Source organism: Rickettsia sp. (assembly GCF_965035265.1).
This window is the reverse complement of sequence record NZ_CBCDJS010000009.1, coordinates 1-21,300: the sequence shown is the minus strand read 5'-3', so window position 1 is coordinate 21,300 and position 21,300 is coordinate 1. Positions and strand designations below refer to the sequence as shown.

The following is a 21,300-nucleotide window of genomic DNA, read 5'->3' as shown; positions in this document are numbered from 1 at the left end:
CCGCCATATTCACCGGATTTAAATCCGATAGAAAAATTCTGGGCTAATATGAAACGATGGATTAAGAATAAAATTACTGAATTCGCAAACTTGTACGAAACTTTAAAAAAGTTTTTTACTGCACCTAATACTATATGATTTACTATAGTTTCTTTTAACTTATATAAATCAAAGATATATTCTTGTCTTTGATTTCGTACTTTTATAGCATAGGAATTTATGGTAATCGAATTTACAGCAGGCTTTGGCAAGATAATTACTTCTAAATCCTTAAGTAGGAAAAACTTCTTATTAGATAAAGCACTATTAAAAGCATTTTCTAAATCTTGTGTAAGTAAACTTTCTATACTGTTGAGATAGCCTCTAAGTAACAGGTTATATTCTTTCTTTTGTAGGGGCATCAAGCAACTATAAAATACACTATTAAAAATAAAAAAATAAAAAGTGTTATGATGCAAGGAACTAATTTGTTATTCACTAAATACCTTTAACTATACATTAAAGAATAGATAATTTTATCTAGTATTATTTGATTAATTTGAGTCATGACATTTAAGATTTAAAATTTTTATACTATTTGGGTGATCAGCTCCAAATTTTTCTATTTGATTATTACGGAATTTTTCATACCAAAATTTCTTAGGTAAAGTGCAACTAGCTTTAGCGGCTGCAAGATACATATTGCTTATTTCATACACATTTTGCATATTTTCCTTATAGTTATTCCAATATATATTTTCGGCAATAGCATAAGCTTCTACGGCTTCCTCGTTCTTATTCAGTAGCACGAGTGCATCACCTTCAGCAACGAATGCTTTTGCTAGATCTATATCCGGTGATATAACGACCTCTTTGTTAGGTCGACTTGGATCATTAAGGAAAACTGTTTTAGCTTTTTTGGCATATTCTAGAGCTTCGGTAACATTACCTAAACCTAGCTTTGCTCTTGACTTTTGGACAAAAATTCGTCCAAATACTTGATTTTCCTCTTTTTTACTCGACTTATTCATATCATATACTTGCTCTAATAAAGAAAGAGCTTCTTGATATTTCTTCAGATTATTTAATATATCTACTTTAAGAGTGTATGAAAGCGTAAGAAATAAATCTTGAGGTTTCATCCCGTTTTCAATACAGGCATTTATACTATCATCAATCCTTTTTAACGCTTCATAATTTTTCCCTTGAATATTAAATAATCTAGCTTTTGTATAAAATATAGTTGCTGCATCAGTTTTATCTACTGGATTTTGATTAAACATATCCTCCATTGTTTGGATATTTTTCTCTGCTTCCTCTGTATTCCCTATTTGAATATTGGATATAGCCGAACCAAAAACTACATTACATTTCATCGAATCATATCCTTCAACTTCATCAAAAGCCTTTTTAGCTTTCGTATCATATTCGATTGCTTTTTTAGGATTTGACCAAGCTCTATAATACCATCCTATACGCCCTAAATATGCAGCATATACAAATTTTTCTTCATTATTCATTATCCATAACTTAAATTTACCTTTTTCATCATTTTTATCAAACCAATCTACTAATTTTTGTGCATTATATAAATCAGAAACATTAGTAGCTTGTATTAATAAATTTAATTTTAACTCTAAAGTTTTATATATAGATATATTATATTTTTCTGCATTTTGTGTAAGTATCTCAATATTATCCAGTATAGTTTTAGCATTTCTAAAAATACGCCCCTTTATTAAACTTTTAGGTATAGAGTTTAAAAGATTAGTAACAGCACGTTCTAGATATTCTTTATTCTCTTTATTTCCGTTTATTTGCAATATTTTCTCAGCTATAACATCATGCATTTCAAATATCGGATTAGCTTCATTAGGCTCAATATTGGTGATCAAAGCAAATTTAGAAAGCTGATAAATATCATCATCTAAGCTATTTTTATCTTCAGTAATAGAACTTAATAATTCTTTTGAAAAACTTTGATTATTAAGCAGTACTATTTTATCTAATAACCTTTTGGCACTAGGCGTTAATTCATTAGTAGCAAGTTTTATATTTAGCTCAATTTTATCATCAGAGCCTTCTATCTTTTTCTTATATTTCTCTAGGTCTAAACCTTGTACTTGATTTAATATTTGAGCCCCTTGAACTATAAGAATCGGATAACCTCCAAATTCTTGAGTCAAAAAATTTATTAACTCCGGACTCTTATTTTCCAATATATTTTTTGCGAGTAATGTAGTTTCTGGTATAGTGAAAGCATTTATTTTTACTATGTTAAACAATAATTCACCGTCTTGAGAGCAAAATATAATATTACCGTTATATTCCCAATTAATAAAATCTTCTATTTTCTTATTCTCGCCTATTTTTAAATTATCGAACACCAATAACCATTTATCTTTACTTGCCAGATAAGCCATCAAATCTTTCCTCATCACTGCTAGATCCTCTGAAATCACCGGTGATTTTGACTCAGTATTAATAGCTTTAGATAATTTTAGCAATTGCTGATCTATATTTAGATTACAATCAATAAACCAAATTATATTATAGTTATCTTTATTTTCATAAGCGTACATTCTAGCAAGTTGCGTTTTACCCATACCGCTTACCCCTACTACACTAGATTGCTTGTATTTATTAAGATTTTCTTTTAGCTTTTCCAATTGTGATACATGATTTATAAAATAGCTAACCGGTACAACTAAATTAGATATTTGACTTTGAGCAAATATACTTCCACTTATTAAAAGCATAATAATCACTAATATATATTTTTTCATAATATTTGATAATTTTAAATTTCTAGCTGTAAAAATTTATAACTTTTCTACTAAAAGTCAATAAAAATTTGAGGTTAGACTGGGCATTGCCTAAAAAGAGTTGATCTAAAGTTTCTATGTCATACCCGCGAAAGCGGGTATCCAGGCTAAAAAAATTTTAATTTTAAAGATTTTTTTATTATTAATTTTACTTTTTAAATAAAGCTTTTAAAAAGCTTTAAAGTACTGGATTCCCGCCTTCGCGGGAAGGCGTTATTGCCTGGATACAAGTCGTCATTGCGAGCGAACGTTAGTGAGCGTGGCAATCTCAGGAATTTTCCCCAAGATTGCTTCGTCAATTACTTCGTAACTTTCCTCGCAATGACGTAAAGTACACACAACGGCAACACCTACGAAAATAAACGAAAATTGGGATATAGAATAAAAAAAGCCCTCTTTTTTCAAAGAGGGCTTTTTTCTTGAGGAATTTATAAACTTGCTAATCGGGAGCGATTAGAAGTTTACACGGACTTTTAGAGTACCTTGATGTGCAGTATATTTACTTGCAATCTGAGCATCGTAACCGATTCCGTATTCCATCTTAGCATCAGGTCTTATGCTTGCACTTAAACCTAAATTATAAGATGTTTTAGCAGTTCTATCAGGTTGGCTGATGAACGGAGTAACTTGTCCGTCTAACTGAGATTGGGTTTTAGATAATCTACCATTTACTTTGTGAACCACAAAAGCATGAGCTTCCGGATATACCGCAAGATCACTAAAGTTCATAGTACCACCCATTACTCTAGCACCTACTATTAAATCGGTTCTATCGCTAAACTTGCTGTTAACTTGCTTGTTTGCAACTGTTGTACCGGTTTCTTTGTAGTTTTCATCAGATGACTTTAAGTAGCTAAGCCCTGCCATTGGAGTTACTAATAAACCTTCCATTGCATTGTAATCATAACCAACTGTTAAGTTACCGCCGAATGTCATGTTATCGTAATTACCAGCAGCGATTTGCTTGCTCATATTTCCGTTAGCATCGAAGAAATAACACTGACTTTTGTTCTTCACTTGGTTTAAGCTAAATATTGCACTACCTTGAGCAAAGAAGTTTTCAACAAGCTGCTGTGCACCATATAGAGAGAATGAGAAACCGTTAACGTCGGTTTTATCACCTGCTTTATAATCTTGGTGTTTTATATCAGTTTTAGTAATACCGATAGCAGCACCGATCATTAAGTTATCGTTAGCTAGCGTATCTAAACCGATTACGACACCAGTGGTTTTAGCTTTATAACCTGCTAAACCGCCTTTCTTACTTTGATGTGCATCAGTATAGAAAGGTTTAGCCCATATACCGTAAGCTACATTGTCAACAGCTTCATCACCAGCAGCAACCGGTGCAACTGCTCCAGCTTCAGGTCCAGCCATTTCAGCAGTTTCAGCAGTACCAAGATATCTAACAGCATTTACTCTGTTACCAAGGTGAGCTTGGATATCTTTAGCTACATCTAATTGTGCATTAGTTACAGCTGCACTTGTATCGGTAGTAATAGCTCCAACAAAGTTAGTTGCATCAGCAGTGTTTTTAGCTAAAAGCATATTGTTATATGCTGCGGTGTTAGTTGCACCTAAGAATGTCGCAACGTTCTGACCTATACCGGCTGCACCTGCAAATGGACTATTTCCGATAGCTGTTGTAACTACATTTGTCGCATCGTTAGTACGTGTTAACACGTAATCCTGATTAGCAGCACGTATTAATCCATATTTTACGAAAATATTACTTCCAGTTACGTTAAACTTAGGATCACCTAAAGTACCGTTAAATCTAGCACCACCTTGGATTAAAGTATAAGGTTGTGTACCGCTGAAATTTGCATTGGCATTATCTTGTACGTTAATGGTTGTTGTTCCTGTAGTTGTTGCATTAACTTGAGCACCTTCCGCAATAACGATGTGACCTATTACACCTGAACTATCGGATGCTATGTTTAACGTTGTACTAAGAGAAGTATTGCTTCCCCATGTTGAAGTACCGCTTTCAAATGCTAAGGTATTTGTTACAAGGTTAATATTACCGTTAATAGCAGTTGTGCCGCCACCTAAAATTACCTTCGATCCTGCAACATTTAAGTTAACATTACCAAAATTGGTTGTTGTAGAATATATATTTCCTAGTAGTTTTTCTAATGAACCGGCAGGACCCGTAAATTGTACGGAAGCTACAAGAGTATTAGCAGCCCCTATATTACCGACAGACGCACTACCTAAGTAAGTTACAGTACCGTTATTAGCTTTAACAGTAGCAACTGTACTTGTAGAAGTAGAATTTATACCGTCAACAAACCTTACGTTAGAGTTACCGTTAGCACTTCCAAGAGTGATCGTACCGTCAAAATCTTTTCCGGCTATACCACCTGTAGTAACAGTTAAACCGTCCTCAATTATTGCGTTAGTTGCAATAATACTACCTAAGTTGTTATAGTCTGTAGTAAACGTTACTTGCTTTAACTTTGGTGCACCGTTACCAATACCTAAACCGTAAATTGTACCAGGGGTATTAGGAACACCACCGCTAAGAGTCACAGTACCTTGATTATTGTTTACACTAGCGATACCTGCGTATAATGTAGTAGCATTAACAGTTATGCTATTATCGCTTGCAAGCCCAAGACCTACGATATTATTCTGATCACCGATTGCTTGACCGTTAGCGATTGTGCTATCAACACCTGATACTACTACAGCAGGAGCAACAAATCTACCATTCACCGGACCATTACCAACTTTACTTGTAATTGTTAAAGGAATTGTGTTGCCTGCATCGTTGAATGGAATACCGCTAGGTAGGAATATAGCCGCACCTAAACTTGCCTCTGTAAAAGCAATTGTATCAGTTTCAACACCATGATCATTACCTGCATTACCTATCTCATTAATCACTATGTTACCAGGGCCAGAAACTGTTATTTGTGCTAAAGCATCCACAGCTCCAGCTTGTTTGTTTAATGTTACGGTAATATTATCAGCGTTAACGAATTGTACTATACCGGTATTATCGGCAGATGCGATATTATTTGTAGTATAGTTACCGCCGATTTGTAAGGTTGAAGCAGCTTCAATTGTAGTTTCACCATTAAATATTGCGTTACCTAAGAACTGAGCCGTAGTACCGTTATCTAATGCTACAGTATTAAAATTCTTACCTTGCTGACCGCCGACTGTACCGCTTACTATATTTGTTCCACCGGCACCAAAGACAAAAGAACCTGTGTTAGCAACAGCAGTAGTAATATTAGTAGCATATAAATCACCTTTGCCTACATTTAATATAGTGTCTACAGCTGGAGCTGCTGGAGCACCAAAATTAATCTCAGCAAGTGGATTTGCAGCACTACCTAAATTTGTACCGTCCGCAAGAGTCGTATTATTAGCTACAACAGGATTAAATATCATTTTACCTTGGCCAGCAGCATTTGTAGTTTTTGTTATTAAATAAGTATTGTGAGCAAGTTGTACTGAACCGTTATTTCCAATCACTAACTCATTAATAGCAACATCGCCGCCATTTAAAGCTGTTTTACTTGAACCTACGTTTAATTGTCCAAGAGTTTTATTATTAGCTGCAATAGTACCGATAGTACCGCTAATAGTTAAAGTTTGATTATTTGTTAAGGCACTTGCATCAACAACGCCTGTTTTATCGGTAGTTATAGCTAAATCAAAATCAACTAAAATATTATTTTGAGTATTTGTTAATTTAACAGTACCACCGTTAGCTTGGAAATCAATTGTTCCACCGGCATTAGCACCGATAATATTTGCTCCACCAAGAGTTAATGTTTTTGAAGCATCGTTAGCTAAAGTAATCCCTTGTATCGGAGCAGCACCGCCACCGTTACCTATATCACCGGTAATTGTAGCACTTCCATCTAACTGAATAGCACCACCGGCAAGAGCACCACCAACAAGAGCAGTTTGGTTAACTTTACCGTTTATAACTGTACCATCAGCAAGTTTAAAGACAGAATTGGCGTTTCCTAAACGTAACTCGGCAGTATGTGTTCCTGATAATTGGACAATACCTGCAGCACTTGCTTCGATTGCCGTAATATTACTTGTCACCGCAACATTTGCATCAGCATTACCGCTTGCTAAAGTACCGTTAGCAGCAAAAGTTATCACACCTGCTGTATTACCTGGAGTGCTAACATCACCTGTAAAGTTACCTGTAAGAGTTATAGTATCAGGAACTGTAATTTGCACTGCAAGATTACCAAAATCAGTAGCACCAAAATTTGAATTTTGAGTTATTGCAACTTTAGAAGCTGCTGTTTTAAAGGCAGTAGTACCATCTGTACCAACGTCAACTATATGGCCAAAATTTACTTGTCCGCCTGCATTAGTACTTTGTATAACCATGTCTTTAGCATAAACTTGTCCAGCGACTGTTGCTGCATTTCCGTTAGCTACACTAACGACAAATCCTGCAGCTCTACCCGCTGCATTATTGATACCTATTACTGCATTAGCAGGACCTGCATTAGCTGCAAGTTGACCGGCTACTGCAACAGTGTTAAATTCGATAATACCTTTTAGATTACCGCCTAAACTTCCTGTCATAACGTTAAAGTTGGTAGCACCACCTGCTTTACTTAATAATACTAATCTACCGGTGCCGTCTGCTCCGTTAAAATTAATAGTAGCACCGCCTACTTGTAAATTTAAAGCATTACCGGCAGTAGCATCAGTATTGAAAATGAAACCTTGACCATCTCCGATATTAATTGTGTTTACAGTAGCAAAACTTTTATCTGAAACTTGAATAAATCCATTAGTAACATCTAATGTACCGTTAACACCGTTAGCTATTTTAGCATTTGCCCCAAGTATAAGAGGAGCTTTTTGAGTGGTAGGGTTTGCTAAGTTAAATACTAATGTAGAAGCCGCAGCACCAAAATCTATTGTTCCTACACCGCTAAGATCATTATTGGCAATAGCAGCACCGCCATTAAATTGTGCAACAACATTTTGAGCATTTTTTGTAACGGCAGCTTGTCCAGCAGTAATACCTTGACCTGTTATGGTAAGAGTTTTACCGGCACCAAGAGTAAGGTTAAAGACGTTAGCATTATTAGCAGCATTAGTGATAAACCCTAAAGTAGTGTCTTGACTAACTGTTACTGCTAAATTGTTTGCAGTATCTAAAAACAAACCGTTAAAACTACCGGCTGGAGTATTAAAATTAATACCATTATTAGCATTAGCCGTAATAACTGCATTTGGAGCAACCGCAAGATTTGCAGGAACAGCAGTCTGGTCAAATCCTGCACCGTCAACAGTTGTAGCAGCCCCGACTGTTGTTCTATTCTGCTGTGTAGCAGCACCCATAGCTGAGCCTGCAAAACCAGCTACTAAAGCAGCTGTAGAAGCTCCCATCAGTACCCCTGATGTTAATTTTTTTAGAAAATTTGGTTTTTGAGCCATATTTTTTTCCTATGTTTAAGTTAAAATATTTAGTACCTAGCATTAAAACAATTATGATCAAAATAGGCAAGATATCCTATATTTGACAAGGGAATTAACCTATTATTTTGTTTTAATAGTTTCTAAACTACGGGCCGAGCATACTATATATTGTATATAATTACAAGCTTCGCCGTAGTTTTTTTATAAAGTTTTAATAAATGTTATATTTTTACCACAATGGCGTTATGTCGTGACATACAGATCGTCATTGCGAGGAAAATTACGAAGTAATTGACGAAGCAATCTCAGGATGCTTGACAAGATTGCCACGTCGCTTCGCTCCTCGCAATGACGGAAGAAAACCGATCCACACCGACAATGCCTGCTCGCAATGACGAGACTTGTATCCCCCTACTCTTCATTAAATATTAGCATTTCAGCTGCATTTTCCCATTTTAGCATTTCATCATATTTGGTATGCCAAATACGCATAATTTCTTTTTCATATTCTACAATTTGCTCTTCTAATCCTTCAAATTGTTTCACCATTTGACGTGCTTTAGAAAGTACCGTGTCGTTAGTAACGTCAAAAACTTTTTTCAAGTGACGATCTTGTTCTTCTTTGTAATTTAAATGAGCCGCTCTACCAAGCTCGGCATCTTTGTGCATATCCTCACTTCTTATTTGTATTTCAAAATTACGTTTAGAATGTAAAAGCTGCATTATATTATGGAGAGACTGATAGCCGTTGCTTTTTGGTCTATTGATATAATCCTTGGTGTATAGCCAAGCTAAATGCGGAGAATTCTTAACTACGTCCAAAGCATTATAGCATAGACCTTTAGATTTAACTATAATCCTACATGCAATTAAGTCCTTCAGTGCATCAATCGGCACTTCTTTCCTTTTCATCTTTTTTAAAACAGAGTACGGTTCTTTAAGGCGCGTATGTATCTCATTTTCTATCTCTGCTTTATTTAAATCTTCTTTGAGCAGATTAATAATATCACAAATCAAATCCCCTCCTGCTACCTAAAATTCTACATATCTCTATTTTTAGTAAATATTACCTATAGCTTTTAGAACTTGAATCTACAAGACTGTTCATAATACTATTTAAGTAATTTATAAAATTAATTCTTTAACTAAAAATTAAAAAACAGATTAATAGTAAAAATAAATTTTTTCAATATAATTGTTTAATTAATTTTAACTTAGATTAATGTAGTTCCGTTGTCATCCCGTGACTTGATCACGGGATCTTGCATCACAGACTGCGTCTTAAGATACCGCGGTCAAGCCGCGGTATGACATTAAATGAACACAGCATTACGCAAACAGGTCAGAAAATTTATCTATAGAACCTTCTGAAACACTACCTAAAACTTTAGACATTTTGTCAAATTCTCCGGTACATTCAAGCACTATATCTACTCCTGCATCTAAAACTCGTTTGGTAATATCTGCCATACTACCGCTTAAAGCTTTCATATCTATTGCATCAGAAATAATAAGCCCTTTAAAACCAATATTATTTTTAATATAATCGACAACTATTTTGGATAGAGTCGCAGGGTTATGAGGGTCAAGAGCTTTGTAAATTATATGTGCCGTCATAGCAAGCTTAATATTATCATGTTTCGCCAGCTCCTTAAATACTTTAAAGTCTGTATCCTCTAGTTCTTTTAAGCTAGTATCAACAATGGGTAACCCTATATGGCTATCTACTTTAGCTCTACCATGACCCGGAATATGTTTGATACAAGCCCCGACTTTCTCTTCTTGTAAGCCGTCTATAGCAGCTAAACATAAAGGCACGACTTCAGGCTCTGAACCGAAACTTCTATCTCCAACTATATTGTCCGCTCCTTCGTGAATCAAATCCGCTACTGGAGCAAAATCTAGATTAATGCCCACTTCTCTTAACTCTTTCGCTATTTTGCTATAATTTTGCTTACATTCTTGAGGATTAGTAAAAGTTTGAGCAGCCGGAGCTTTATAAAAAGTCGGTTCAACAAGTCTTCTTACCCTCCCCCCTTCTTGATCTATAGAGATGATAGTATTTTCACCTAATACTTCTTTTATATCGGCAATAAGGGCTTTAAGGGCTTCTCTATCCTGCTCACCTTTATCATGTTTTTTAATATTACGACGGAATAAAATTACTCCTAAAGGATTATGTTTTTGCAGCAACTCTTTTTCTTCGGCAGTTAACTTAGTAGTTGATATACCGATAATTACAGGCTTTGCCGTTTGTCTTATTGTCATAATATACTCCTTTTAAATACGATATATAGTAAATTCATTTGAATTTGGGGACAGGCGTGAGGGTAGAGCCTATAATAATAGGCGAAAGGGCGAATAACGTGCTACCTCGTTCAAATCAATTTACTATAGCGAATACTATACGCAAGTCATTGAGGAATCGGCAAGAATTTTTTTTATTTGAAGAGATAAATTATGGAAGTCGGTAAGTAATATATCGATTCTACTCGATGAACACTCAAAATTGGCTGCAATGTCTTTGTAAGTCCTCGTATGCTCACGTACTTCTATACGCTTCGCTCCTTGGCTTATAGACAAAGATTTTTGAAGTAGCTCAATATCATTAGCAGTATAATATTTCCTATTATTTATTTTATAGTTAGATAAATCAGGGATTTTTGTTTCGAGATATCTTAATTGATGTAAAGCAATATTTAAACGTTCAATTACTTCACTAGCAGAATAATATTTTTTTGTTAGACCTATTAATTTATTGTTTGTCATATACTCTGAATACAAATTTTGTTGGATGGTTTGTTTTATGTCATTCCCGCGTAGGCGGGAATCCAGAAAATAACCATAATATTGTACATATCATTGACAGAATAAACCTAAAAAAACAAGTTTTTATAGGTTTTACTGGATTCCCGCCTACGCGGGAATGACATAAAAGGCATTTTCCAAGCTATACTAAACAGTTCATCGAGTATATTCGTTAATTAAAGCTTTTAATTTAGAAGAAGGAACAAAACGTAAATTCTTTTTTGACTCTATAATTACCGGTGATTTAGTATGAAAATTTATTCCGGGACGAGGATTTTTTTGTTTAACCTCAAAACTACCGAAATTCTTTAAAGTTAATTTTTGCTCTTTTGCTGTTTCTAAAATGTTAGAAAAAACCGTATTAACTATTTCCTCACATAAATTATTTGAAAAACCCAATTTAGAGCTTAACATAGCTGCAATTTTTTCTTTGGTAATAGTCATAAATAATACCGATTTTTTAATGATGTCATACCGTGGATTGACCACGGTATCCAGAAAAAATTAAAAAAGGCTGGACCCCGTGGTCAAGCCACGGGGCGACAATGGAAGAACCAAAACCCACTAAATAAAATCACGAATTTGCTTTTTCTTTATTATATTCATTAATATTTTTATTTAGCTCTTCTAATTTATCAACAAGCTGCTGACGTATTTTTTCTTGCTTTTCACTTCCCGCTTTTTTATAATCTTCTATTTTCGCTTTTATATCATCTGTAGATTTTTGTAGTTCTTTACTTTTTTATCTTTCTGATCTTTCATATTTTCTTTTATTTCTGCAACGCTTTGTGCTATCTGATCATAAGTATTGCTTAAGGTCTGATTAAATTTATCAGCTCCCGTTTGCGCTAGGTTTGTTAAATTGTCTTTTAATTCCTGTAAATTCTCTGTAATTGTTTTTGTACTGCTTGTAGCTACTTCTTCAGTTTGCACTTCATTTGCTTGTGTTTCGTCCTTGGTAGGCGAATCTGCAAAAATGTTAGGTGTTAATAATAAAGTAGCGGTAGCCCCTAATGTTACTAAGATTTTTTTCATTATATTCTCCAATTAATGTTTGTGTTTATTGTTATACTCTTCAGTTTTTTTACTTAAATTATCAAGTTTTTTTACAAGAGTTTGTCTATATTCTTCTACTTTATCATCCTTGATTTTTTGATAATCCTGCAAGTCTTCCGTTAAATTTTTGTATTGCTCCTTTATAGTTTCTAAAGAATGGTCTTTACTATCCTTAGCATATTTCTCTAAATCATTAATTTTGATAGATAATTTATCCGCTACTTCATGACATTTTTTACTAAAGTCGACAGTAATAATTTCAGCAGAATTCTTAAGGTTTTTATGTAATTCTTCAAGTGCTTCGGTTATAGTTCTCATAAAACCTCTTTATTGAAATAGTTAATAAAAATTAAACTTAAGTATTATATACCGGTATCATAAATAATATAATTATAAAAAGCAATTTCAAAAAATATATATTTAATATATAGTTATTGTATCAAATAAATTTGAGGATATCATGACATTAGAAATAGGAAAAAAAGCCCCTGATTTTTCGCTGCATATAGGTAAAGACAAAATTATTAAACTATCAGACTTAAAAGGACAATTCGCAGTATTATATTTTTATCCGAAAGACGATACACCAGGATGTACTCTTGAAGCACAAGATTTTAACAGGCTAAAACCGGAATTCGATAAACTTAATACGGTAATTATCGGAGTATCCAAAGATAAACTTGATTCTCATGATAAATTTAAAGAAAAATACGGCTTGGGATTTGATTTAGCATCTGATGAAAATTCAAATTTATGCGAACAATTAGGGGTATGGATAGAAAAATCAATGTTCGGTAAAAAATATATGGGCATTGACAGAGCTACGTTTTTGCTTGATAAGGAAGGCATCGTTAAACATATTTGGCGTTCAGTAAATGCTAAAAACCACGCTCAAGAGGTACTTGAAAAATTACGGACTCTACTCTGAGTAAATGAAGAATAGTAGACGAAATTTAATTTGGAAAAGAGCAAGGCGTTTCATATTTTTTGACCGCAGCGTACATACTAGTACGTGAGGATCAAAAAATATGAAACAACGACGCCAATTTTTCAAATTAAACGAGTATACATTATTTCTTCCATCTATTGTGAAACCATAGCCATTGAGAAGGATTTTGCTTAACCCATTCTCCTAGCATTTGGTTAATATTAAGCATTATATTGTAGCAATCAATTTTATTATCACCGCTTTGCTCAAACTTTAATTGTGGGTGAACTATTACTTTAAAATAGCTACCTTTAGTTCTGATAATTTGACACGGTATAATAGGATATTTATACTGCAAAGCAAGTTTAGCGATGGCATTTGCAGTCATAGCAGGGCGTCCTAAAAATGGCACTTCAATTCCATCATTCATTTTTTGATCAACAAGCATCGCAATAGCCTCACGTTCCTTGATAGCCCTAACTAAAGCTCTGCTGCCGTCAGGACCTTTCGGTATAAGCCTTAATTTATCACTAGCACGGCTTTCATTAATTAACTTATTAACATATGGGTTATTTGCTTTACGATAAATCACAGCAAATTTTGGATAAGATTTATGCAGAAGATTAAGACCGATATCCCAATTAGCAAAATGACCGCTAAATAATAAAAAAGGTTGCCCTTCAAGCTTTTTTATATTTTCAAACCCAATTATTTCGGCTCTATGTTCTAACTCTGTTTCGCTCATTTTGTTAACATACGCACATTCACCGATAAATCTGCCAAAATTATCCCAAGTTTGATCTATGGTTTTTTGGGTATCAAACATATCGCCGAATACTGCTTTAATATTTCTTCTAGCAATTTTATTAACGGCAAATAATATACCTACTTTTCGAGCTATGAAACTACAAATATCTGCTGCTTTATCTATACCAAATATTCCCATTACTTTAAGAAATATAACAACAACAAAATATTCAATTAAATATCTGAGCTTTTTTAAAAATTTTTTCATTCAATAAATCAAGGTTGTTTATAGATAGTTCTGCATCTAAACAAGTAATATCATTATAGCTAAATTTACTAAGCTTAACGTAATCTTTTCTAGTAGTAATTAAGGTAGCATTATGCTCTTTAGCTAATGAATATAAATTTTCTAAATCTGCTTGTAAATAATTATAATGATCAGGAAAAATTTTGTAACCTGTTATATTCAGCCCATAATTTTCTAAAGTTAAAAAGAAACGCTCAGGATTACCGATGCCGCTAAAAGCAAAGTAATTTTTCGTTTTGTCTATATTACTTGAGGGAACTATTTGAGCATTTATTAATTTATTGACATAAGGAGTTAAAATATTCGGTATTTTATCATTGATACTACTGACTAAAAAAATTAAATCAGCTGCATCAAGGGCCTTATTTGGATATTGTCTTAAAGGACCAGCTGGAATTAGAAAGCCGTTACCGAAAAGCCTTTGGCCATCTACTGAAACTATAGTAAAATCTTTATGAAAATAAGGATTTTGTAGAAAATCATCAACTATAATTACATCAGGTTTAAGCTCGTTAATTAAAGGCAAAATCTCTTTGATATTTTTAGTAGCAATAACTGCTCCGTGCTTCGCAAGTATTACCCCCTCATCTCCTACCTCTAACGCTGTATGTTCTTGATGTACGATAGTCGCATTTTTAAGCTTACTACCGTAAGCCTTGGTTACTATTACAAAACTTACATTTTTAGCTTTTAGTAATTTAGCTAGATATATTACTATTTGTGTTTTGCCCGTACCTCCTACACTACAATTACCGACACAAATAACTCTAGCAGGCAACATAATAGGACGTGCTAAACCAGCTCGTAAATAACCTAAAAATTGATATATCAAGCTTATCGGCAAAAGCAAATAAGCTATAATATTTCGCCTCTGCCAAAATTTAGGATATAAAGGTTTAATCATAATTTAACATTTACGGCAGTTAAAAATAAAGTCAAACGGATTGATTGCTTTATTGTCTAGTAGAATTTCAAAATGCAAATGTTCACCTGTTGCATTACCGGTTCTTCCTTGTATACCGATAAATTGACCTCTCTTAATTTTGCTTCCTTCTTTAACGGACATTTCCTTTAAATGAGCATATTTCGTAACAAATTTGTGCGAATGCTTAATCTCGATAAAGTTTCCGTAATCAGAAGCTCTTGCTGCTTTTATAACGATTCCGTTTGCTGCCGCATATATCGGTGCTGCTTTTTTAGCTTGCAGGTCAATACCGCTATGGAAACATTTCTTTTTTCTTTTCTTTTTATGAGGGCTTTTTCTAGTACCGTAATGGCTAGTAATTTTCGGCTCATATTCCGGCAACATCAGCGGGATCGTGCTAATTATTTTATCAAGCTTAGTTAATTCCGATATATTATTTCTATGAGTTTGTTTTTTTGCAAAATAACTAGCTTCCGGTTTAGAGAGAAACTTATATTTTGAATTTAGTTTTGTTACAACTTCCTTTATATCAGCTATTTTTATTTCAGCTGCTTTATTAAATTCTGCCGGGTTTTTATTATGAAATTTTTGTAAAAAAATCTTGTTTTGTTTAGGATTATTAATTATCAGACCTAAGTTTTTTGCGTATATACATTTGCTATTTTTATTTGCTAGATCATACTGTACTACTAAATCTGCATGGCTGATTTTGTATTTTTGCTTTAATTGAGATGACGTGGTAGAAAGTAGAGTAGTGTCGCTAGATTCTTTAATACTGCTACAACCTTGGATTAGTAAAGTTGCAAACAATAAAAAAATATATTTTTTAAAAGACATTAAAAGTAAATATACTCCTGTGAAATGAAGAGTTGATATACGAAGCTCAATTTGGAAAAGAGCAAGGCGTTTTGAAGCTTTTAACCGCAGCGTACATACTAGTACGTGAGGATTAAAAGCAAAAAATAACGAAGCCAATTTTTCAAATTCAGCGAGTATACATAAATTTTAAGTTTAAAATATTGCTTAAATAACCAGTTAATTTTTCTAATTCTCCTCTAATGTTTGGAGGATTAATTAACATTAACCCACACTTTACCATATTTTTATCACTATATAAAAGCTCATATTCAGTAATCATAGTTTCTTTAAATCCGATATTCTTATAATTGTGGTAAAAATCACGGACTAAAGATAAATCTTTTATAGGATACCAAATTAAGACAGTATTATTAAGAATTCGTAACTTAGTTTTTTTGAGTGTTTCAAGCAATTTTGAAACTCGTTTTTGACTTCAAAAGGCGGATCAAGAAAAATTAATCCTCTATTCTCTTTAAACGGTAGAAAAGCTTTGATAGCATTATAAGCATCTACATTATGCGTATTATTCGGTAATAGTTTTTTTAAACTCAAGTAATCGCTTGGATGAAGCTCGCAAGCAATTAAGCGATCATTTGGTCTTAATAATTGTTTAATTATAAAAGGTGAACCTGGATAATGATTAAGACCTGCTAGGTTTACTATATTTAAGAAAGTTTGTAAGAACTGAGGAATAGGATCGGTAGCTTGCAGTAGTTTATTAATGCCTGTATCGCTTTCTAGAGTTTTAGAAGCCGCCTCCGAGTTTAAATCGTAAAGACCGAGACCTGCGAAAGCATCTAAAACCGTAAAAGGTTTATCTTTTTTCTTAAACTGTTCTAAAACGCTAATTAGCACTAAATGTTTGACTATATCGGCAAAATTGCCTGCATGATAAATATGACGGTAGTTCATTTTAAATTAATCATAAATTTCACTTCTATGACCGACTCGCTCGCATAACTCTATGTCATTCCCGCGAAAGCGGGAATCCAGAAAAAAATTAAATAAACTCAATAATCGGTTATAAAAATTAACTGCACTTACGCTTGTTGTTAATACTGGATTCCCGCCTCCGCGGGAATGACATAAAAAAAACGAGCCATACCACAAGACCACTCTTTTAGCTAGAAATGACATAGAATTTACCCTATATCCTACTAATATTATAGCATCTAAATTATAATATTCTATTTGTCTTTCTACGCTCTTTTTTCCTTCTATTTGAACTGTTGCAAAAAATGCAATAGCTGCTTTTTCTAAGCATTTTTTATGAGAGCAAGCCATTCTTCTTCATCAATAATTTTAATATTAAGCTCTTTAGCTTTTTTAAGTTTACTGCCCGCGTCGATGCCTGCTACTACTAAATCCGTGTTTGATGATACGCTAGCTGCAACTTTAGCTCCAAGTTTTTCAGCTGTTGCTTTTGCTTCTGCTCTAGATATCGTCGGTAAACTACCGGTAAATACTACTATTTTACCTGTTAAACTGCTTTGTTCTCTAGTCTCTTTATACTCTTCGATATTTAATACTTCACCAAGTTTTTTGATAAGCAAGGTATTTTCTCTAATGTCAAAAAAATCAATAATATCTACTAGAATCTTATCGCCGATACCCTCTAGATCATTTAGTTTTTGATAGATATCCGAATCGTTTTTGCTAAGCAATTCCATTTGAGCTATAAAATTAGCATAGCTGCCAAATTCTCTAGCAAGCAATTTAGCGTTCTGCTCACCTATATGCCTAATACCTAGAGCATATATGAATCTTGGCAAGCTAACGTTCTTTGATTTCTCTATATTTTGAAAAAGATTTTCTACTGATTTCTTACCCCACCCATCCATATTTTCAAGTTTATAGTCAATTGATCCCCGCTCGCCTACATCGTCACTCGTCGCTCTCCTATTAGTTATAGGCTTTGCTCCTTGCTCCTTGTATCCAAGTGGGGCTGAATTGACTATAGTTAAACCAGCTTCATTTTTTTCTTTTAAAAAGAATATATCTAAAGGATTGTTAATTAACCCTTTATCTATTAAAAACTCAACTTGCTTACGCCCCAGTCCCTCAATATCCATAGCGTTTTTTGATACAAAATGGCGGATACGCTCATAATTCTGAGCAGGGCAGTTAAGACCGTTATCACAGCGTATAATAATATCTTCAGGAACATAGCGCAGCTTAGAATTGCATGACGGACAAACTAAAGGTGGATCAAATGCTGTTGTATCATTGGAACGCTTCCCTATATCAACTCCCGTGATTTTAGGAATTACGTCACCGGCACGCTGCAAAAATACATAATCACCAATCCGTACGTCTTTTCGTGCAATTTCTTGGTAATTATGTAGTGTTGCCCTGCTAACGGTTACTCCGCCTATTTCTATAGGTTCAAGCTCCGCTACCGGTGTTAATGTACCGGTTCTACCGACCTGCACCGTAATAGAAAGCAGTTTTGTTTGTCCTATTATAGCAGGGAATTTATGAGCAGTAGCAAACCTTGGAGAACGAGCTATAAATCCCATTCTATTTTGCAGTGCAAAATCATTTAGCTTATATACCACTCCATCAATTTCGTAAGGTAAATTTTCTCTATTTGTTTTGAGATATTCATAAAAGGTAAATATTTCTTCTTCAGAACTCGCAAGCTTAGATATTTCATTAACGCTAAAGCCAAATTCTTTTAATTTTGTAAGTAGTGGATCTTGCGAAGAAGCAAGACTCTGCTCAGTTGCTCCTCCTGAATATACAAAATATTTGAGCGGCCTTTGAGCCGTAATAGAAGCATCAAGCTGACGAAGCGAACCGGCAGCCGCATTACGGGGATTAGCAAACTTATCTCTGCCCTGCTCTTCTTGTTCTTTATTTAGGTTTAAGAAATCTTGTTTTTCAATATAAATTTCCCCGCGTACTTCTAAAAACTCCGGAGCATTATCTATTTTATGAGGAAAATTTTTGATTGTTTTTATATTTGCTGTTATATCCTCACCGACATATCCGTCACCTCTTGTAGCCCCTGTTGTAAACAACCCGTTTTTATAGATAGCAGAGAAAGATAAACCATCTATTTTAGGCTCACAAAAGATAGGAGTAAATTCATCGAGACGTAAGAAATTTTTAATGCGGTCTACAAAATCTCTTACATCTTGCTCGTCAAAAGCATTACTAAGAGATAGCATAGGTACTTGATGCGTAACTTTAGCAAACTTATTTGCTATTTTAGCCCCTACTTTCTTGCTAGGACTATTTTCTAAAACTAAATGAGGAAATTTTTGCTCTAACTTGAGATTGGTATTAAATAGCTGATCATACTCGCTATCAGCAACTAAAGGATTATCTTCTATATAATAAGCATGATTATACGCTGCTATTTTACAGGTGAGTTCTTCTAGTAATTTTTTTGCTTCCTCTTCAGATATTAAATCAATATTTTGCATTAGTAGTTCATACTTTTATTTAAAATTCGGATTTAATAATGATATCTACGTTGTAATATATAAACGGTTTTACCTTTAATGGTATATATTAGCCTATGTTCATGGTTAATTCGGCGAGACCAATAGCCTGATAAATTGTACTTTAAGCCTTCAGGTTTACCGATTCCCGTAAAGGGAGAACGTGCAATATCCTTAATTAGCTCATTTATTTTTTCTAGAATTTTTGTATCGTTTTTTTGAAAGTACAAATAATCTGCCCATGCATCAATATGAAATGATATTTCCATTATAAAGAGACTGTTTTAAAATTTTTATTTGCTTCAAAATCATTAATTGCTCGTTTTAGTCTTTCAGCATTTTTAGGGCTTTTTAATAAGTATAAAGTTTCTTCCATAGCATTATAATCTTCAAGCGACATAATAACCACCGATTTTTCTTTTTGTCTAGTTACCACCACTGAAGTATGATCGGCACAAACTTTTTCCATGATATCTGCAAAATTATTTCTTGCTTTAGTGTAAGATATTGCTTCCATAATATGACATATTTAAGTACATGTACATATAATAGTACATGTTTTATAATTAGTCAATTTAAGAATCAAAATCAAAATCTTTACCTAGTTTGATATACTCCCTGATACGACTCATGAGACTTTGAAAATATGTTAGATTATGCCATGTCATTAACATTGCTCCAAGTATTTCACCGATTCTAACTAAATGATGCAAATATGCTTTGCTATAGTTTTTACAAGCAGGACATGGACAATCATGTTCTAGAGGCTCGTTATCATCAGCATATTTGCTATTGCGAATATTTACCGTACCGTATTTGGTAAAAGCCTGACCGTTGCGACCTGAGCGTGTCGGTATTACACAATCAAACATATCTATACCTCGACGTACAGCCCCGATAATATCAGCGGGCTTACCGACACCCATTAAATAACGTGGCTTATTTTGTGACAGAAAATCAGGTGCATAATCAAGTACTTTAAACATAAGCTCCTGCCCTTCGCCTACTGCAAGCCCGCCTATAGCATAGCCCTCAAAATCAAGTTCTACTAAATCTTTAGCTGACTGCTCACGTAATTCTTCGTAAATACTACCTTGAATAATACCGAATTGTGCATAACCATCTCGTTTAACAAAAGCATTACGCGACCTATTTGCCCATCTAGTCGTAAGCTGCATAGAAGTTTTTGCTTCCTCAAAAGTTGCAGGGTAAGGCGTACATTCATCAAAAGCCATAGTGATCGTGCTACCGAGCAGATATTGTATTTCGGTAGAACGCTCCGGAGTTAGCATATATTTATCGCCGTTAATATGAGAGCTAAAGCTTACCCCTTCTTCGGTTATCTTACGTAACTTCGATAACGACATTACCTGAAAACCGCCGGAATCGGTTAGTATAGGCTTATCCCAATTCATAAATTTATGTAGACCGCCAAGGCGCGCTATACGTTCAGCACTTGGCTGAAGCATTAAGTGATAAGTATTGCCGAGTAATATATCCGCTCCGGTTTCGGCTACCGATTCAGGCAGCATTGCCTTAACAGCCCCTCTAGTCCCGACCGGCATAAAAGCGGGAGTACGAATCTCCCCGTGTGCAGTTGTGATAACACCGCTTCTAGCTTTTTTATGGCTATGATGAATATTAAATGAAAATTTTGACACTGATAATCACTTATTTTTAAAAAATATTATTTTAACATATATTAGCACTACCGCCAATTATATTATATTGAATCTTTTTAGAAATGCTTACAACGATTATTGACATTTCAAAATAAATAATGGTAAAAAGCTGTTAATTAAAAATAGAGGATGCGATGCTATCGAATAAAGAAAGTAAAGATATTAAAAAACTCTATAATGCTATTAATAATGGTCAAGATAAGGTTTGCAGCTCACTGATAAAAAAATACCTATTTTAAATATTGATAATAGTAGAAATGAAACTGGTTTTGCAGTATTGCACTTAGCTACGGTTTTGGGACATGTTAAAATAGTGAA

The 21,300-nt window shown here is 34.0% G+C and carries 18 protein-coding genes and 2 pseudogenes; 3 read left to right on the top strand and 17 right to left on the bottom strand.

Going from position 1 to position 21,300, the window contains the following annotated elements:
• The first annotated feature begins 27 nt into the window (after positions 1-27).
• The gene (locus tag AC1Z7D_RS01430; protein WP_482601400.1) at positions 28-138 is read left to right on the top strand and encodes a hypothetical protein; all 111 of its coding nucleotides are present in this window, start codon (positions 28-30) and stop codon (positions 136-138) included.
• Between the two features lie 81 nt (positions 139-219).
• On the top strand, positions 220-360 hold the full coding sequence (locus AC1Z7D_RS01425) for a hypothetical protein (protein WP_482601399.1): 141 nt from the start codon (positions 220-222) through the stop codon (positions 358-360).
• Positions 361-533: 173 nt separating this feature from the next.
• Here AC1Z7D_RS01425 and AC1Z7D_RS01420 read toward each other — a convergent pair whose 3' ends face one another.
• From AC1Z7D_RS01420 to AC1Z7D_RS01385, 8 genes and pseudogenes are all read right to left on the bottom strand, one after another.
• Positions 534-2,765: a tetratricopeptide repeat protein gene (locus AC1Z7D_RS01420; protein WP_482601398.1), complete on the bottom strand. Its 2,232-nt coding sequence runs from the start codon at positions 2,763-2,765 to the stop codon at positions 534-536.
• Between the two features lie 492 nt (positions 2,766-3,257).
• Positions 3,258-8,240, bottom strand: a complete 4,983-nt coding sequence (ompB, locus tag AC1Z7D_RS01415; protein WP_482601397.1) for an outer membrane protein OmpB — start codon at positions 8,238-8,240, stop codon at positions 3,258-3,260.
• Between the two features lie 393 nt (positions 8,241-8,633).
• The gene (locus AC1Z7D_RS01410; protein WP_482601396.1) at positions 8,634-9,239 is read right to left on the bottom strand and encodes a bifunctional (p)ppGpp synthetase/guanosine-3',5'-bis(diphosphate) 3'-pyrophosphohydrolase; all 606 of its coding nucleotides are present in this window, start codon (positions 9,237-9,239) and stop codon (positions 8,634-8,636) included.
• 312 nt (positions 9,240-9,551) lie between these two features.
• Positions 9,552-10,490 carry a beta-N-acetylhexosaminidase gene (nagZ, locus tag AC1Z7D_RS01405; RefSeq protein ID WP_482601395.1) on the bottom strand — a complete coding sequence of 313 codons (939 nt, stop codon included), beginning with the start codon at positions 10,488-10,490 and terminating at the stop codon, positions 9,552-9,554.
• A 135-nt stretch (positions 10,491-10,625) separates the two neighbouring features.
• Complete coding sequence (locus AC1Z7D_RS01400; RefSeq protein ID WP_482601394.1) at positions 10,626-10,991, bottom strand: palindromic element RPE5 domain-containing protein; 366 nt, start codon at positions 10,989-10,991, stop codon at positions 10,626-10,628.
• A gap of 195 nt (positions 10,992-11,186) precedes the next feature.
• Positions 11,187-11,474 carry an HU family DNA-binding protein gene (locus AC1Z7D_RS01395; RefSeq protein ID WP_482601393.1) on the bottom strand — a complete coding sequence of 96 codons (288 nt, stop codon included), beginning with the start codon at positions 11,472-11,474 and terminating at the stop codon, positions 11,187-11,189.
• A gap of 130 nt (positions 11,475-11,604) precedes the next feature.
• Positions 11,605-12,065: pseudogene (locus AC1Z7D_RS01390) on the bottom strand (hypothetical protein).
• A 12-nt stretch (positions 12,066-12,077) separates the two neighbouring features.
• Positions 12,078-12,404: a hypothetical protein gene (locus tag AC1Z7D_RS01385; RefSeq protein ID WP_482601392.1), complete on the bottom strand. Its 327-nt coding sequence runs from the start codon at positions 12,402-12,404 to the stop codon at positions 12,078-12,080.
• 142 nt (positions 12,405-12,546) lie between these two features.
• Here AC1Z7D_RS01385 and bcp point away from each other — a divergent pair, with 142 nt between their 5' ends.
• Positions 12,547-13,014 (top strand): thioredoxin-dependent thiol peroxidase, encoded by a 468-nt coding sequence (gene bcp, locus AC1Z7D_RS01380; protein ID WP_482601391.1) that lies wholly within the window; start codon positions 12,547-12,549, stop codon positions 13,012-13,014.
• Between the two features lie 142 nt (positions 13,015-13,156).
• On the opposite strand, the gene AC1Z7D_RS01375 is transcribed toward bcp, so the two are convergent.
• From AC1Z7D_RS01375 to tgt, 9 genes and pseudogenes are all read right to left on the bottom strand, one after another.
• Positions 13,157-14,029: a lipid A biosynthesis lauroyl acyltransferase gene (locus AC1Z7D_RS01375; protein ID WP_482601390.1), complete on the bottom strand. Its 873-nt coding sequence runs from the start codon at positions 14,027-14,029 to the stop codon at positions 13,157-13,159.
• Positions 13,992-14,972 (bottom strand): tetraacyldisaccharide 4'-kinase, encoded by a 981-nt coding sequence (gene lpxK / locus AC1Z7D_RS01370; RefSeq protein WP_482601389.1) that lies wholly within the window; start codon positions 14,970-14,972, stop codon positions 13,992-13,994. The genes AC1Z7D_RS01375 and lpxK overlap by 38 nt, the downstream gene beginning before the upstream one ends.
• 3 nt (positions 14,973-14,975) lie before the next feature.
• Positions 14,976-15,830 (bottom strand): M23 family metallopeptidase, encoded by an 855-nt coding sequence (locus tag AC1Z7D_RS01365; RefSeq protein ID WP_482601388.1) that lies wholly within the window; start codon positions 15,828-15,830, stop codon positions 14,976-14,978.
• 148 nt (positions 15,831-15,978) lie between these two features.
• Positions 15,979-16,763, bottom strand: a pseudogene (gene rlmJ, locus AC1Z7D_RS01360) (23S rRNA (adenine(2030)-N(6))-methyltransferase RlmJ).
• Positions 16,764-16,769: 6 nt separating this feature from the next.
• Entirely contained in the window at positions 16,770-17,135 is a 366-nt protein-coding gene (gene rhuM / locus AC1Z7D_RS01355; protein ID WP_482601387.1) for a RhuM family protein, read from the bottom strand.
• Positions 17,108-19,282 (bottom strand): NAD-dependent DNA ligase LigA, encoded by a 2,175-nt coding sequence (gene ligA / locus AC1Z7D_RS01350; protein ID WP_482601386.1) that lies wholly within the window; start codon positions 19,280-19,282, stop codon positions 17,108-17,110. The genes rhuM and ligA overlap by 28 nt, the downstream gene beginning before the upstream one ends.
• A gap of 32 nt (positions 19,283-19,314) precedes the next feature.
• Positions 19,315-19,569: a Txe/YoeB family addiction module toxin gene (locus tag AC1Z7D_RS01345; protein WP_482601385.1), complete on the bottom strand. Its 255-nt coding sequence runs from the start codon at positions 19,567-19,569 to the stop codon at positions 19,315-19,317.
• A complete protein-coding gene (locus AC1Z7D_RS01340; protein ID WP_482601384.1) occupies positions 19,569-19,817 on the bottom strand; it encodes a type II toxin-antitoxin system Phd/YefM family antitoxin in 249 nt (82 codons plus the stop codon). Before AC1Z7D_RS01340 ends, AC1Z7D_RS01345 begins: the two co-directional genes overlap by 1 nt.
• Positions 19,818-19,875: 58 nt before the next feature.
• A complete protein-coding gene (gene tgt / locus AC1Z7D_RS01335; protein WP_482601383.1) occupies positions 19,876-20,961 on the bottom strand; it encodes a tRNA guanosine(34) transglycosylase Tgt in 1,086 nt (361 codons plus the stop codon).
• Positions 20,962-21,300 lie beyond the last annotated feature (339 nt).

Excerpts from the sequence above, each read along its gene's own strand:
- lpxK (WP_482601389.1), bottom strand. The coding sequence starts at position 14,972 with ATGATTAAACCTTTATATCCTAAATTTTGGCAGAGGCGAAATATTATA.
- AC1Z7D_RS01395 (WP_482601393.1), bottom strand. The coding sequence starts at position 11,474 with ATGACTATTACCAAAGAAAAAATTGCAGCTATGTTAAGCTCTAAATTG.
- AC1Z7D_RS01400 (WP_482601394.1), bottom strand. The coding sequence starts at position 10,991 with ATGACAAACAATAAATTAATAGGTCTAACAAAAAAATATTATTCTGCT.
- AC1Z7D_RS01365 (WP_482601388.1), bottom strand. The coding sequence starts at position 15,830 with ATGTCTTTTAAAAAATATATTTTTTTATTGTTTGCAACTTTACTAATC.
- AC1Z7D_RS01385 (WP_482601392.1), bottom strand. The coding sequence starts at position 12,404 with ATGAGAACTATAACCGAAGCACTTGAAGAATTACATAAAAACCTTAAG.
- AC1Z7D_RS01375 (WP_482601390.1), bottom strand. The coding sequence starts at position 14,029 with ATGAAAAAATTTTTAAAAAAGCTCAGATATTTAATTGAATATTTTGTT.
- AC1Z7D_RS01345 (WP_482601385.1), bottom strand. The coding sequence starts at position 19,569 with ATGGAAATATCATTTCATATTGATGCATGGGCAGATTATTTGTACTTT.
- bcp (WP_482601391.1), top strand. The coding sequence starts at position 12,547 with ATGACATTAGAAATAGGAAAAAAAGCCCCTGATTTTTCGCTGCATATA.
- ligA (WP_482601386.1), bottom strand. The coding sequence starts at position 19,282 with ATGCAAAATATTGATTTAATATCTGAAGAGGAAGCAAAAAAATTACTA.
- AC1Z7D_RS01420 (WP_482601398.1), bottom strand. The coding sequence starts at position 2,765 with ATGAAAAAATATATATTAGTGATTATTATGCTTTTAATAAGTGGAAGT.
- ompB (WP_482601397.1), bottom strand. The coding sequence starts at position 8,240 with ATGGCTCAAAAACCAAATTTTCTAAAAAAATTAACATCAGGGGTACTG.
- AC1Z7D_RS01340 (WP_482601384.1), bottom strand. The coding sequence starts at position 19,817 with ATGGAAGCAATATCTTACACTAAAGCAAGAAATAATTTTGCAGATATC.
- nagZ (WP_482601395.1), bottom strand. The coding sequence starts at position 10,490 with ATGACAATAAGACAAACGGCAAAGCCTGTAATTATCGGTATATCAACT.
- rhuM (WP_482601387.1), bottom strand. The coding sequence starts at position 17,135 with ATGGCTTGCTCTCATAAAAAATGCTTAGAAAAAGCAGCTATTGCATTT.
- AC1Z7D_RS01425 (WP_482601399.1), top strand. The coding sequence starts at position 220 with ATGGTAATCGAATTTACAGCAGGCTTTGGCAAGATAATTACTTCTAAA.